This is a genomic window from Devosia subaequoris (assembly GCF_014197055.1).
GTDB classification, from domain to species: domain Bacteria; phylum Pseudomonadota; class Alphaproteobacteria; order Rhizobiales; family Devosiaceae; genus Devosia; species Devosia subaequoris.
Genome location: NZ_JACIEW010000009.1, coordinates 1 through 13,846, shown reverse-complemented (window position 1 = coordinate 13,846; position 13,846 = coordinate 1). Strand labels below are relative to the sequence as shown.

General features: G+C 62.0%; 12 protein-coding genes. 10 read left to right on the top strand and 2 right to left on the bottom strand.

Features of this window, described 5'->3' with window-relative positions; all coding sequences use genetic code 11:
- Nucleotides 1-102 precede the first annotated feature (102 nt).
- Entirely contained in the window at nucleotides 103-792 is a 690-nt protein-coding gene (locus GGR20_RS15690) for a hypothetical protein (protein ID WP_183312324.1), read from the bottom strand.
- A gap of 111 nt (nucleotides 793-903) precedes the next feature.
- Here GGR20_RS15690 and GGR20_RS15685 point away from each other — a divergent pair, with 111 nt between their 5' ends.
- Nucleotides 904-1,566, top strand: coding sequence for an XRE family transcriptional regulator (locus GGR20_RS15685; RefSeq protein ID WP_210283219.1), 663 nt, complete (start codon nucleotides 904-906; stop codon nucleotides 1,564-1,566).
- 13 nt (nucleotides 1,567-1,579) lie between these two features.
- Entirely contained in the window at nucleotides 1,580-2,434 is an 855-nt protein-coding gene (locus tag GGR20_RS15680) for a DUF3427 domain-containing protein (protein WP_210283218.1), read from the top strand.
- Nucleotides 2,435-2,469: 35 nt separating this feature from the next.
- Here the strand turns inward: GGR20_RS15680 and GGR20_RS15675 are convergent, their stop codons facing one another.
- Nucleotides 2,470-3,171, bottom strand: coding sequence for a thermonuclease family protein (locus tag GGR20_RS15675; RefSeq protein ID WP_246349674.1), 702 nt, complete (start codon nucleotides 3,169-3,171; stop codon nucleotides 2,470-2,472).
- Here GGR20_RS15675 and GGR20_RS15670 point away from each other — a divergent pair.
- The 8 genes from GGR20_RS15670 to GGR20_RS15635 all read left to right on the top strand — a co-directional run bounded on the left by GGR20_RS15670 (nucleotide 3,161) and on the right by GGR20_RS15635 (nucleotide 13,407).
- The gene (locus GGR20_RS15670; protein WP_246349673.1) at nucleotides 3,161-3,469 is read left to right on the top strand and encodes a hypothetical protein; all 309 of its coding nucleotides are present in this window, start codon (nucleotides 3,161-3,163) and stop codon (nucleotides 3,467-3,469) included. The genes GGR20_RS15675 and GGR20_RS15670 overlap by 11 nt on opposite strands.
- Before the next feature lie 315 nt (nucleotides 3,470-3,784).
- Complete coding sequence (locus GGR20_RS15665; RefSeq protein ID WP_183312320.1) at nucleotides 3,785-4,237, top strand: DUF2924 domain-containing protein; 453 nt, start codon at nucleotides 3,785-3,787, stop codon at nucleotides 4,235-4,237.
- Nucleotides 4,234-5,559: a recombinase family protein gene (locus tag GGR20_RS15660; protein WP_183312319.1), complete on the top strand. Its 1,326-nt coding sequence runs from the start codon at nucleotides 4,234-4,236 to the stop codon at nucleotides 5,557-5,559. The genes GGR20_RS15665 and GGR20_RS15660 overlap by 4 nt, the downstream gene beginning before the upstream one ends.
- Complete coding sequence (locus GGR20_RS15655; RefSeq protein WP_183312318.1) at nucleotides 5,556-5,936, top strand: hypothetical protein; 381 nt, start codon at nucleotides 5,556-5,558, stop codon at nucleotides 5,934-5,936. Before GGR20_RS15660 ends, GGR20_RS15655 begins: the two co-directional genes overlap by 4 nt.
- Nucleotides 5,937-6,010: 74 nt before the next feature.
- Nucleotides 6,011-8,449, top strand: a complete 2,439-nt coding sequence (locus GGR20_RS15650) for an N-6 DNA methylase (protein WP_183312317.1) — start codon at nucleotides 6,011-6,013, stop codon at nucleotides 8,447-8,449.
- A complete protein-coding gene (locus GGR20_RS15645; protein ID WP_183312316.1) occupies nucleotides 8,446-9,603 on the top strand; it encodes a restriction endonuclease subunit S in 1,158 nt (385 codons plus the stop codon). The genes GGR20_RS15650 and GGR20_RS15645 overlap by 4 nt, the downstream gene beginning before the upstream one ends.
- Nucleotides 9,604-9,635: 32 nt before the next feature.
- Nucleotides 9,636-12,707: a type I restriction endonuclease subunit R gene (locus GGR20_RS15640; RefSeq protein ID WP_183312315.1), complete on the top strand. Its 3,072-nt coding sequence runs from the start codon at nucleotides 9,636-9,638 to the stop codon at nucleotides 12,705-12,707.
- Entirely contained in the window at nucleotides 12,694-13,407 is a 714-nt protein-coding gene (locus GGR20_RS15635; protein WP_183312314.1) for a M48 family metallopeptidase, read from the top strand. The genes GGR20_RS15640 and GGR20_RS15635 overlap by 14 nt, the downstream gene beginning before the upstream one ends.
- Nucleotides 13,408-13,846 lie beyond the last annotated feature (439 nt).

Sequence of the window (13,846 nt, the reverse complement as noted above, 5' to 3'; positions counted from 1 at the left end):
GATTTTCCCACGCCGAGGCGGATGGCTGGGGGATGTTGATCAAGCAAGCCAGGCTCGTTGAAAGCGAAAAGCCCCGCTGAACCGGGCTTCTTGGTGGGGGGATCAGGAGAACTTAATGTTGAGCCGATATCGGCCGCGCCGATCGGACTGGATGAGCTTGCGCCATTCCGGCTGTGTCTTGAAGAGATCAGACAGCCGGGTGCAGGAGGAGCCGGCATCCGCCAGCACCGCCTTGCCGTGCTGCCATGGGCACCCGTTCATGGCGGCGTCATGGAGGATTTTCACGACGCGAGCCTGGAACTGCCCGAGCATGTAGGTTCGCTCTCCGAGTACCACCTCGCTGAAATCATCCCTTTGCTCGAAGACGATCTCGGAGCCGCGCCCCGTGCCCGCCAGTCCGTGCTTGGCTTCAGCCCGATCCCGCTCATCTCGCCGGACAACTAGTTCATCCTGCTTGATCAGGATGCCGTTCTCCGGCTGCAGCACCACGCAGTAGCGGCCAGAGGGAGCATCGAAGCGCTCCACGCGCAGCGCACCCTCGTGGAACAGACGATAGGCGTCGTGAGCCCTAAGATCCTGAAGCCCGTGAAATAGATTCTGATCTTCGGGGATGCTGCACCACTGGCCCTTATCCACCTCCTCGTAGATGCCTTGTTCCAGGCGAACGCCATAGAGGCGCACCGAGACTTTAAGCAGTCCGTTTTCGGCAAGGTAGACCAGATCGCGGTGAGGCAGTTCCCACCGCTCCTCCAGCTCTTCGAGCGCAAAGTACTCCTTCTCGATGCCTGCCATGCGACGGACTCGCCCACTACCATTCGTTCCGTGTTTGTTCTATTTCCTTGACGCGGACGAATCAATCCGTCTATGTCCACATTATCCACATTTTGGATGGTCCAGATGCAGATGAAGCTCGCCGAACGGCTCAGGGCACGCGCTCAGCAGTTGGCAATGAACGCGCGCGAAGTGGCGGAACAGGCCCGCGTGAACCGGTCGTTCGTATACGACATCATGCGCGGACGGTCGGAGCATCCCAACCTGGAAAAGCTCGACAAGATTGCAAGGGTACTCAAGGTCGATCGCAGCTGGTTGCTGCATGGCAGGGGCGAAGTAGAAGGCGAAGAGCCCGTAATGGGCGAAGAACCGGACGGGTTCGTTGCCATCCCCTCAGTCGAGGTCACTGCCTCGATGGGCGGCGGGAAGCTCGTCGCCGACGAGGTGGAAACCGGGGAGCCCTATCACTTCAAAAGCTCGTGGATCACCCATAACCTGCGCGCCAACCCGGCGAACCTGAGGATCATGCATGTCGAAGGCGACAGCATGATGCCGACCCTTCACGACGGAGATGTCGTCCTCGTCGATCTCGGTCGCGCTCTCCCAACTCCACCCGGCATCTTTGTGCTGTTCGATGGAATGGGCTTGGTCGCCAAGCGACTGGAACATATCCCCAACTCCGACCCACCACAGGTCCGCATCATCTCGGACAACACGTTCTACAGCCCCTATGAGCGGACGGCCGAGGAGATCAAGATTATTGGACGGATCAGGTGGTTCGGGCGAGAGATTTGATGGGAGAAACGCAGTGCCTTCATACACATCACCGCAGTTGGCGCTGGAGCACATCTACACGCGCGATGATCTGAGAGGCATCTTCGGCATCACGGATGCAACGCTCAACACCGGTGTTTTCCGGCCGAAGGACACTTCGTCCATCTGGCTCTTCATTACCGAGGAGAAGACATCGGATCGCACGCAGTACCGCGACCGCCTCGAAGGAGAGACCCTGTACTGGCAGGGGCAAACATCAGGCAGAACCGATGCGCTCATCATCGAGCATCAGCCCCGCGGCCTCGAACTGCTAGTTTTCTTCCGCAGGCGCAAATACGAACACCCCGGCGCCGGTTTCCGCTACCTTGGTCCATTCACTTACGTCAGCCATTCGGGAAGTTCTCCGACAAGCTTCGTCCTCAGGCGGCAAAATCAGGAAATCGCTGTCATCCGGCCCGAGGACGCCGATGATGAGGCGTTTGATCCCTCCAGCGTCGATGATGCGAGGCAACGAGTGCTGCGCTCGATTGCACAGCGCCGCGGCCAACGGGCGTTTCGCGACGCTCTGATGAGCGCCTATGGAGGGCGCTGCGCGATAACTGGTTGCGCTGTCGCAGACGTCCTCGAGGCGGCGCACATTTATCCATATCGCGGAGCGGCCACGAATGTCGTTTCGAACGGGCTTCTCTTGCGGGCCGACTTGCACACGCTGTTTGATTGCGGCCTGATCGCCATCGACGCCGTCTCGAGAACGATTCTGGTTTCTTCACGGCTTAACGACAGCGAGTATGGCGAACTTCACGGCCGAAAGCTGCGCTCGCCGCAAACTTCAGCTCAATTGCCGAATGAGGCCGCCCTCAACATGCACCGAGCTTCAGCGGGACTCTAACGCAGTCCTTGCCACGGGCGGCGCCGTCGTCGTTCTCATCGTTGCGCCCGCCGCCAACCAGCGTCTTGCGCTTCAGCCTCGCTGCAGAACCAACGCTCTCCGGCACGCTCGTTGATCTGAGTTTGGTCATAATCGCGCATGCCTGGAATGTGATAGATCTGCTCGCCACTCCTGCTGATGTTGCCCTTGATGCCGCAGCCGTCCGACGTCACCGGCGCAATCAGAGGAGCGACAATTGAAGAGTTCCGTTGCTCAGCCCGCCACTCCCATGGCGGCTGAAATTCGCCCTGCCAGAGCCCTGCTTTCGCGGCGGCGGCCACAGACTGCTCATTGGCATAGGCGCCGCTACTGTAGCGCGGCCAGTCCAGAGCCATGCCGGCGCGCACCAGCGCAGCTGCCACGTTCACTCCGTCCGCCCGGAAGCAGTCGCCCACAACCCTACCGTACTGGTCGCGCTCCACGAACTCGCAGCGGAGAGGTCGGGATTGAGCCAGCAGTTTGTCGAGTGCGCCTGCCGCAATGGCTCCGCAGCGGTATGATCGCTGATGCTGGTCTTGGCAGAGTTGCGATGATTCCGGCGCGTCGATGCCGTTGATCCGGACGCGTTCGCCGGCGATCTCGATTGTGTCGCCGTCGATGACCGAAGCACGACCAATCAACGGCTGGACGCTCTCGGCGCCATGCGCCGATACTGCCGGACTTGCAACAAACGCCAAAGCGGCAAAGATGAACGGCAAGAACGCTGGTGGGGTCATTGGGATGTTTTCGGCTATTTCGGAATGGTTTGAAAGACGCCGTGAACTAAGGCGGCTTTGTCGGGATGATGCGCGTCAGCTTATCAACCGGAATCCACTCACTGCCTATTATGATGCGCAACGTGCCGCCGCTCGCGCGCGATTTTCAGGTGATGGTCGTGCATTTATGCATTGGGCGCGTGTCGCGGCCGAAGTCGCGCGAATCAGCGACGCGCCAATGAGCTTAGAAGTTGTCGAAGCGATTGTTGACGAGGAAGAGCGTAGAGCCAAGTCCTCGTAAGCGGATTGCGCAGCACCGCTCGACGCTGCTTTTGTTTTCTAGTGGCTACTCTAACGCGTTGTTTTTGCTGTTCTTTCCGACATTTGCGTGGTTGCTTCCCTGCAAGACGGAGGCAATCGAAAGCATGAATCCACTTTCCCCGGACCGAATGAGCCCAGCTGAGCGTCGCGCAGCACTTTGCGCGATCCTCGGCCGCGGACTCGTCCGGCTGCGTATGCGCGAGCAGACGCAAGTCTCTGACGATACTGGAGAAAGTTGCCTACACTTGTCGCCCGACCAATGCCGTCATGCAACCGCAACTCAGCGGAGCAACGCATGACCAATCTCGATCCGATCCCCGCGCGCCTGGCCGCGCTGAAGACCACGCCGACTCCCGAACTGAAACAGCAGTGGCGCGAACTCTTTGAGTCCGAGCCGCCAGCCTTCAACCGTCGCTACCTCGAGAGCAGGCTGGCGTATCGTATCCAAGAGCTCGCCTACGGCGGCTTGAAGCCGGAGACGGTGAAGCGCCTTGAAGCTCTTGGCGAGCAGCTTGATGGCGGCAATATCACCACCCGCCGCATCCGTGCCGATCTCAAACCGATAGCGGGCACGCGCCTTCCGCGCGAATGGCAGGGCGTCGAATACATCGTCACGGTCACCGCTGACGGCTTCGAATGGCAGGGGCGGCCCTACAAGTCGCTGTCCGCCATCGCCCGCGCGATCACCGGCACGCGTTGGAACGGTTGGGTATTCTTCGGCCTCAAGAACCACAGGGGGCGGACGTGACAAAGTCGCTCGACAAATCGAAGGTCGTCCGCAAGCTGCGGTGCGCCGTCTACACCCGGAAATCGTCTGAGGAAGGGCTGGAGCAGGAGTTCAACAGCCTGCACGCCCAGCGAGAGGCCTGCGAGGCGTACATCGCCAGCCAGCGGTCCGAGGGCTGGGTGCTGGTTCGTGATCAGTATGACGACGGCGGCATCTCCGGCGCCACGCTGGAACGACCCGGCCTCAAGCGATTGATGGCCGATATCGAAGACGGGCTCGTGGACGTGGTCGTGGTCTACAAGATCGACCGCCTCAGCCGCTCGCTCGCCGACTTCGCCAAGCTGGTCGAGGTGTTCGACCGTAACGGCGTGACCTTCGTCTCCGTCACCCAGTCGTTCAACACCACCACGTCCATGGGGCGGCTGACGCTGAACATCCTGCTCTCCTTCGCGCAGTTCGAGCGCGAGGTGACGGCCGAGCGCATCCGCGACAAGGTCGCGGCCAGTCGGAAGAAGGGGATGTGGATGGGCGGGGTGCCGCCCTCCGGCTACCGCGTCGAGAACCGGAAGCTGGTGGTAGACGAAGAAACCGCCGCGCATGTGCGCTGGATCTTCGCCCGGTTCCTCGAGATCGGGTCCTGCACCGAACTGGCGCGGGAGGTCGGCGCACGCGGCATCCGCACGCCGCGCGGCAACCGCATCGACAAGAAGTATCTCTATCGGCTTCTCTCCAACCGCGCCTACATCGGCGAGGCGGTCCACAAGGGCGACAGCTATCCCGGCGAGCACGAAGCGATCATCGACCGCGAAACTTGGGACAAGGTTCATGCTATCCTGCAGGAGAGCCCCCGCAAGAGGGCTGCCCGGACTCGCGCCGACACGCCAGCGCTACTGAAGGGTCTGTTGTTCGGTCCCGGTGGCGCCGCGTTCTCGCCGACGCACACCCGAAAAGGCGACCGGCTCTACCGCTACTATGTCAGCCAGACGGTGCTGAAGCACGGCGCGGGGGCGTGTCCCATCGGCCGCGTGCCTGCGGGCGAGATCGAGGCCGCCGTCATCGACCAACTGCGTGCCGTCTTCCGCCAGCCCGAGATTATCGCGGGCACGTGGAAGGCAGCGCGTGCTCACGCCGCCGACATCACTGAGGCTGACTCTCGCGCGGCCCTGCAGCAGCTCGACCCGCTGTGGGACAAACTCTTCCCCGCCGAACAGGCCCGCATCGTGGCGCTGTCGGTGGAGCGGGTCGACATCGGCGTGGACGGCTTGAACGTCCGGCTGCGCGTGGACGGCCTTAGTGGCCTCGCGCGCGAGATGCTGGCCGGCGACATCGGAGAAGCCGCATGACCCGCCGGGCTCCGATCCCCGAGACGGTGACCCTCCACGTACCGTTCCGCGTCGTGAAGCGCGGCGGTCGGAAGGAGATGCAGTTGCCGGAGGGAGCCGTGCAGCCAAGGCGGGCCGACAACACGCTGGTCAAGGCGCTGGCCCGTGCGTTCCGCTGGAAGCGGATGCTCGAGTCGGGAGACTTCGCATCGATTTCCGAACTGGCAGAAAAGGAAGGGATCGCCTTCACCTACATGGCGCGCGTCCTCCGCCTGTCCTTGCTGGCGCCCAACATCGTCGAGGCGATCCTGGATGGCCGACAGAAACCGGAAGTGACGCTGGCGCGATTGCTGGCGCCGTTTCCGGTTGAATGGTCATGGCAAACATCGGATAGATAACACAATCCCCTGAGCACCTTCAGCATACCGTGCCGCCAACTGGGGGCAATGCAGTAATCTGGCAGGGGCATCGAATGGCCATCAAGAAGAGCGACATCTACAGGTCCCTCTGGGAAAGCTGCGACCAGCTCCGGGGCGGCATGGATGCCTCTCTTTACAAGGATTACATCCTCACCCTTCTGTTCGTGAAATATGTCTCGGACCGCTCTGGCCAGCCCGATGCGCTGATCGAGGTGCCGGCTGGCGCATCCTTCTCCGACATGAAAGCCCTGCGCGGGTCAAAGAATATCGGCGAGGGGATGGACACCATCATTTCGCGCATCGCCGAGGAAAACGACCTTAGCGGCGTGATCGACCGGGCCTTCTTCAACGACGCAGAGAAGTTCGGACGCGGCCAGAAGATGATCAACACGCTGACCGCGCTGATCAACATCTTCAGCAGAGAAGAACTGAACTTCTCGAAGAACCGGGCCGACGGCGACGACATCCTCGGCGACGCCTACGAATACCTGATGCGCAACTTCGCGACCGAGGCGGGCAAGTCCAAGGGGCAGTTCTATACCCCGGCCGAGGTCTCGCGCGTCGTCGCCGCCGTGGCGGGCGTCAGCCGCGCGACCAGCCCGAAGCAAACCGTCTACGACCCGACCTGCGGCTCGGGCTCGCTGCTGCTGAAAGCTGCCGAGACCGCCCGCATGCCCATCACCATCTTCGGGCAAGAGATGGACATCGCCACCCGCGGCCTCGCGCGCATGAATATGATCATGCACAACCGCGCCACAGCCGAGATCGCGCAGGGCGATGTCATCGCCGAACCGCACTTCCTGGCCGACGCCCACACCCTGCAGACCTTCGATTTCGTTGTTGCCAACCCGCCCTTTTCGGCCAAGGCTTGGGCCGCCGGGCTGACCTCGGAAACGAAGTACGGCCGGTTCGACGATGGCGAACCGCCCGCCAAGAACGGCGATTTCGCATTCCTCCTGCACATCCTTGCCTCGATGAAGGCGACCGGATCAGGCGCGGTCATCCTGCCGCACGGCGTCCTCTTCCGCGGCAATGCCGAGGCAAAGCTGCGCGAGAAGATCCTGAAACGCGGCTACATCAAGGGCGTCATCGGCCTGCCGGCCAACCTGTTCTACGGCACCGGCATCCCCGCCTCGATCATCGTGCTCGACAAGTCCGAGGCCACCGCCAACCGCCCTGTTTTCATGATCGACGCGTCCAGGGGCTTTATCAAGGACGGCCCCAAGAACCGCCTGCGCGAGCGCGACATCCACAAGATGATCGACGCCTTCACGCGCGAGCAGCTGATCCCCAGCTATTCCCGCCTCGTCCCCTTCGACGAGATCGCCCGCAATGACTTCAACCTGAACATCCCCCGCTACATCGACGGCTCCGACCCCGAAGATTTGCAGGACATCACCGCCCACCTCCACGGCGGCGTGCCGGAGAGGGACATTGACGCGCTGGGCGATTTCTGGGCCGTCATGCCCACGCTGCGCGCCACGCTCTTCGGGCCGAACCCGCGCAAGGGCTACGCCGATCCGCTGGTCGTCCCCGATCAGGTACGCACGACCATCCGCAACCATTCTGATTTCGCGGCCTTCCGCGCGCAGGTCACCGCCATCCTGAACGGCTGGATCACCGCCAACACCCCACTCCTGATGGGCATCAAACAGGGCGACCACCCGCGCGACCTGATCCACACCATCGCCGAGGACATGCTGACCCGCTTCGACGCCGCCCCCCTGGTCGACAAGTATGAGGCCTATCAGCGCCTGATGGCCTATTGGGCCGCGACCATGCAAGACGATGTGTTCATCATCGCGGGCGGCGGCTGGCTGGCGGCGCGTGATCTGCGCGAGGCGCGGAAAGAGACGAGCGACGACGGCAAGGTGAAATGGCTGGAAGAGGGCGACCTGGTGGTGAACAAGGTCCGGCTTGTGGCCGATGTTATCCCGCCCGCCCTGATCACCGCGCGCTTCTTTGCGGACCTAAAGGCAGCGCTGGATCAGGCCACTGCCCGGACCGAGGAACTGGGGCGCGAGATCGAGGAACTGGCCGAGGAACACGGGGCCGAGGGCGGGCTGTTCGAGGACCTTCTGGCCGACGGGGCCAAGCTGACGGCGGGCGGGGTGAAGGCGCGGCTGAAGGACAGGGGCCTGGAGGCGGATGAAAAGGCCCTGCTGAAACAGGTGGCCCGGCTGTTCGAGGAAGAGGCCGAGGCGAAGCGCGCGGCGAAAGAGGCCGAGGCGCGGATGACCGAAGCGGTGCTGAAGAAATACCCCACCCTGACCATGGGCGAGATCCAGACCCTTGTGGTGCAGGACAAGTGGCTGGCCGACATCACCGCCGCCATCGGGGCCGAGGTCGAGGCGTGGACGGAAACGCTGACCGCACGCGTGCGGGTGCTGACCGAACGCTACGGCCAGACCCTGCCGCAGATCATGCAGGATCTGGCCGGGCTGGAGGCGCGGGTGGCCGGGCATCTGGCGGCGATGGGGGTGGCGGGATGAAGTATCGCCAGACCGTAGGAAGGACAGACAGCCCACCAAGGGGGTGGATCAAGGCGAAACTGTCAGATTGCCTGCACATGAAAAGCGGCGACATGATCACCGCCAAGAGGATTGTCGAGGTCGAGGCGTATCCCGTTTACGGTGGTAATGGCCTACGTGGTTTTACCGACAGCTTTAACCGTGAAGGCGCCCACTCGCTGATCGGGCGCCAAGGTGCGCTTTGCGGGGCAGTGCACTTCGCAGATGGCCAATTCTACGCTTCCGAACACGCAATCGTGGCGAAGGCTCTTGGGAAGAATGACCAGCGCTTTCTGACCTACGTTCTCGACGCCCTCAATCTCAATGAGGTCTCTGAGGCGTCAGCCCAGCCTGGGTTGTCGGTTGAAAAGCTGCGGAGCATCGAAATCCTTTGTCCAAAATCGCCCGATGAACAACAGGCCATCGCCGCCGCGTTGTCGGATGCGGATGGGGTGGTGGCGGGGTTGGAGCGGGTGATCGCCAAGAAGCGCCTGATCAAGCAGGGCGCGATGCAAGACCTCCTCACCGCCCGCCGCCGCCTCCCGGGGTTCTCGGGGGAGTGGGAGGTGAAGCGTATCGGTCAACTTGCAAATGGATTTTCTGGGGGAACGCCCTCAACTCAGGATCCGGCCAACTATGGTGGTTCGATCCAGTGGATCACGTCGTCAGATTTGAACCAAGCTTTGGTTACAGAGGTTTCGGGCAGGATAACAGAAAAGGGACTTCGGTCGTCGGCTGCAAAGATGGTCCAACCCGGGATGGTGTTGCTTGCCCTGTATGGCGCCACGGCGGGAGTGTCTGCAGTTTGTAACTGTGATGGCGCAATCAACCAAGCCATACTTGCCCTTGGCGCGCATGCTTGCGACGCAGGTTTTCTTTTTCACCTGCTGCAAGCATCAAAGGACCTAATGGTTTCTACTCTAACGCAGGGCGGGCAGCCGAATCTTAGCGGCGCGCTTGTTAAAAACTTCGAAGTCAGACTTCCCGCAGACAGACGAGAACAACAAGCCATCGCCACTGTCCTTTCCGACATGGACGCCGAAATCCAGACCCTCGAGTCCCGCCTCGCCAAGGCGCGAGCAGTGAAGGAGGGTATGATGCAGAATCTTTTGACAGGTCGGGTCAGGCTGGTCTGACTAGGGGACGAGTTTTTCAGGGGGGTATTTCCATGGCCATCGGCGATCCGGAACGCGCCACGCAGAACCGCATGATCGCGCAGCTGTGCGGCGATACCTCCGGGCAGACCGGCGGCCTCGGCTGGCGTTACCTCGGCGACTGGCAGAAGCGTGAAGGCAACGCCAATATCGAGCCCAGCCTGCTGCGCCCCTGGCTCTTGTCCCGCGGCCATGACCCCGAGGTGGCGACCAAGGCCATCGCCGAGTTGCAACGCGCCGCCCGGATGGACGGGCTGAAGCTCTATGAGGCGAACCGCGCCACCTATGACATGCTGCGCTATGGCGTGCAGGTCACCCCCGGCCCCGGCGAGGCCCCTGTCACCGTGCGCTTTGTCGATTGGGACAACCCCGCCGCCAATGATCTGGGCGTGGCCGAGGAGGTGGCGGTCACCGCCAAGAACCCCAAGGCCTATAACAAGCGCCCCGATCTGGTGATGTATGTAAACGGCATCGCGCTGGGCGTGGTAGAGCTGAAGAAATCCACCGTGGATCTGGGCGCGGGCATCCGCCAGACACTGGACAACCAGCGCCCCGAGTTCATCCGCCACTTCTTCACCACGGTGCAGATCACCCTTGCAGGCAACGACATGCAGGGCATGCGCTATGCCGCGATCCAGACCCCGCAACCCTATTGGCTGGCTTGGAAGGAGGAGAGCACGACCCCCAACCCGCTCGACCGCGATGTGGCGCAGATGCTGGCCCCCGCGCGGTTCTTGGAGCTGATCAACGATTTCATCCTGTTCGACGCAGGCATCAAGAAGGTCGCCCGCCCCAACCAGTATTTCGCGGTGAAGGCCGCGCAAGAGGCGGTGGCGGCGAAAAAGGGCGGGATCATCTGGCAGACGCAAGGCTCAGGCAAAAGCCTGATCATGGTTATGCTGGCCCGCTGGATCCGCGAGGCCCGCCCCGATGCGCGCATCCTGGTGGTGACCGACCGCAAGGAACTGGACGACCAGATCGAGGCGGTGTTCGGCAACACCGGCGACAAGGTTCGCCGCGCGAAATCCGGCGCCGACCTGCTGGCCGCATTGGCCGACCCGAAGGACAGGGTCGTGTCCTCGCTCGTTCACAAGTTCGGGCGGCGGGAAGAGGACGAACTGGGCGCCATGATCGCCGACATCCAGCGCGGCCAGATCGGCGCACCGGTGGGCGAGTTCTTCGTCTTCATCGACGAGGCGCACCGGACGCAATCGGGCAAGCTCGCCCGCGCGATGCGGATGATCCTGCCGGGTGCGGTGTTCTTCGGCTTCACTGGCACGCCGCTTCTGCGGTCGGACAAGCAGACATCGCTCGAGGTGTTCGGGCCCTACATCGGCACGCCCTATCGCTTCAACGAGGCGGTCGAGGATGGCGTCGTGCTGGACCTGCGGTATGAGGCGCGCGACATTGACCAGCGCGTGGCCTCTCCCAAGAAGATCGACGAATGGTTCGAGGCCAAGACCAAGGGCCTGACCCCGGTGGCCAAGGCGACCCTGAAACAGCGATGGGGCACGCTGCAGCGCGTGCTGTCCTCGAAGGATCGCCTGGAACAGATCGCCAACGACATCATCATGGACATGGAGCTGAAGCCGCGGCTCAAGGCGGGCCGTGGCAACGCCATGCTGGTGGCGGGCTCGATCCCCGAGGCGTGCCGACTGTTCGAAATCTTCCGCAATTCCGGCTCGGACCTTGCCGGGAAATGCGCCATCGTCACGTCGTACACGCGCAACGCCTCGGAATTGACCGGCGAAGAGGCCGGGATGGGCGAGACGGAAAAGCAGTACGTCTATCGCGTCTATGACCGGTTGATGACCGATCTGGGCACGGATGAAGAGGCCTACGAGGCCGAGGCCCTGCGGAAGTTCCGCAAGGAACCGGCGCAGATGAAGCTGCTGATCGTCGTCAGCCGCCTGCTGACCGGCTTCGATGCGCCGACGGCGACCTACATCTACATCGACAAGCAGATGCGCGACCATGGCCTGTTCCAGGCGATCTGCCGGGTGAACCGCCTGGACGGGGACGACAAGGACTACGGCTATGTCGTCGACTACAAGGACCTGTTCAAGAACATCGAGACGGCCGTCGAGGATTACACCTCGGGCGCCTTCGACGCCTTCGATGCGGCCGATGTTGAAGGGCTGATCTCTTCGCGGGCCGAAAAGGCGGGCGTGGATCTGATGACTGCGCGCGATGCGTGGTTCGGGCTGCTGGACCCCGTGGAACAACCCAAGGGCGACGATCAGGTGCTTGCCTATTTCTCCAGCCCGGGGGGATGGGAGGCCGATCCACAGGCCGAGGAAAAGGCGCGACGGCGGCAGGCGCTTTACAAACTGGCAGGAGCTTATGCCCGGGCGTTCGCATCCGTGGCTGACGATCCTGCGGCGTCGGGCGTGAACGACCTGCAGCTGGCGCAGTACCGCAACGAGGTGGAACGGGCGATTTCGCTCCGCGATGCTGTGCGCCTGCACAGCGGCGATGCTGTGGACATGAAACAGTTCGAACCCGCGATGCGGCACCTGATCGACACCTACATCAAGGCCGACGAATCCGAGGTGATCTCGCATCTGGACGATATCAGCCTGATCGACCTGGTGGCGAGCAAGGGGGCCGCAGTCGAGGGGGAGTTGCCGAGTTCTCTGAAGAAGAAGCGCGAGAACGTGGCTGAAGCCATCGAGAACAACGTGCGCAGGTTGATCATCGATGAAACGCCGGTGAACCCGAAGTTCTACGAACGAATGTCAGAGCTGCTGACCGACCTCGTCAAGAAGCGGAAGGACGACGCCATCGCCTACGCGGAATACCTGGAAAAGATCGCAGAACTGGTCAGAGCGGTAAAGGCGGGGCATGGCAGCGAATACCCATCGTTCATGACCACGCCGGGGCGCAAGGCGCTCTACGACAATCTCGGTCAGGATGAAGCCGCGACCATGGCGGTTGATGAGGCAATCCGAATCACGGCCCAGACGGGATGGCGCGGTAACAAGATGAAGGAGCGGATGCTGCGGCGAAAACTGCTTGAGATCCTCGATACCGAGGACGCCGTGGACAGCATCATCGAGATCATCCGGTCGCATGATGAATACTGAACTGATCGAGATCGCCGGGCTGTCGGTGGAACTGGTCCGCAAACCGATCAAGAACCTGCATATCGGGGTCTATCCGCCCTCCGGCCGCGTACGTGTCGCTGCCCCTCCGGCCATCAGCGAAGACGCCGTCCGAGTCGCGGTTGTCACCCGGCTCGGCTGGATCAAGAAGAAGCAGCGCGAGTTCGAAGGTCAGGCGCGACAACCCGAACGCCGGTACGTCTCCGGCGAAACCCATTTTTTCTTAGGCAAGCCGCTTCGGCTTATGGTCCAGACGAACGACAAGGACCGCTGTGCAATTCGTCCAAATGCTTCGGATCGCCTGACGATGTTGGTGCCAGCAGGCTCAACGCCCGACCAGAAAGCACGCTGGATGGCGACATGGTATCGATCGCAACTGCGGGAAACTGCTGCCCCCCGCATCGCCAAGTGGTCGGATCGGCTCGGCGTACCGATACCGCGCTGGGGCATCCGGTTGATGAAGACGAAGTGGGGCAGCTGCAATCCCGAAAAGGGGCTGGTCTGGCTGAACCTCGACCTGGCGAAGAAACCTCTGGCCGCCCTCGACTACGTCATCCTGCATGAGGTGGCCCATTTCGTATCACCGCGACACGACGAGCTCTTCTTGAACACCCTCGATCGAAACATGCCGGGGTGGCGACAAATCCGGTCAGACCTCAACGCGCTTCCCCTGTCGGATTGAAGCTCGCTGCAGGAGTTCGATTTCTGTTCCATCTCACGAACGCCACCGGCGTCGAAGTGTTCAGGTGCAGCGAGGATCTGCCCCTATATTTTCAATCGGTTACGGGCTCTACACCGGATGCTCGCAGTCGAGAGGTCCGGAGAATATCGGGCTTCAGAGAACCATTCCGGCTGCTGCAGCGAGGACGCCAGTGCAAAGCCAAGCGCGCATAACCCTCGAAAGCAACGGGAAAATCCGGCCGAGGCGGGATCGGGAGAACGATTCCTTGAAGGGAAGTGGCGGAGAGGAAGGGATTCGAACTCTCTGTACCAGAACCTCAGCGTTGGGGGCTCCAGCTACATCGAAGAAGCTCTGACTGCTCGTCCCAGTCCATCTCAGCTTCCGTGAGCTGGGTCACGGTCATGCCATTCGAGATGCTGCCATCGACCACCGCCTTCAC

Excerpts from the sequence above, each read along its gene's own strand:
- GGR20_RS15690 (WP_183312324.1), bottom strand. The coding sequence starts at position 792 with ATGGCAGGCATCGAGAAGGAGTACTTTGCGCTCGAAGAGCTGGAGGAG.
- GGR20_RS15685 (WP_210283219.1), top strand. The coding sequence starts at position 904 with ATGAAGCTCGCCGAACGGCTCAGGGCACGCGCTCAGCAGTTGGCAATG.
- GGR20_RS15670 (WP_246349673.1), top strand. The coding sequence starts at position 3,161 with ATGAACGGCAAGAACGCTGGTGGGGTCATTGGGATGTTTTCGGCTATT.
- GGR20_RS15665 (WP_183312320.1), top strand. The coding sequence starts at position 3,785 with ATGACCAATCTCGATCCGATCCCCGCGCGCCTGGCCGCGCTGAAGACC.
- GGR20_RS15655 (WP_183312318.1), top strand. The coding sequence starts at position 5,556 with ATGACCCGCCGGGCTCCGATCCCCGAGACGGTGACCCTCCACGTACCG.
- GGR20_RS15650 (WP_183312317.1), top strand. The coding sequence starts at position 6,011 with ATGGCCATCAAGAAGAGCGACATCTACAGGTCCCTCTGGGAAAGCTGC.
- GGR20_RS15645 (WP_183312316.1), top strand. The coding sequence starts at position 8,446 with ATGAAGTATCGCCAGACCGTAGGAAGGACAGACAGCCCACCAAGGGGG.
- GGR20_RS15640 (WP_183312315.1), top strand. The coding sequence starts at position 9,636 with ATGGCCATCGGCGATCCGGAACGCGCCACGCAGAACCGCATGATCGCG.
- GGR20_RS15635 (WP_183312314.1), top strand. The coding sequence starts at position 12,694 with ATGATGAATACTGAACTGATCGAGATCGCCGGGCTGTCGGTGGAACTG.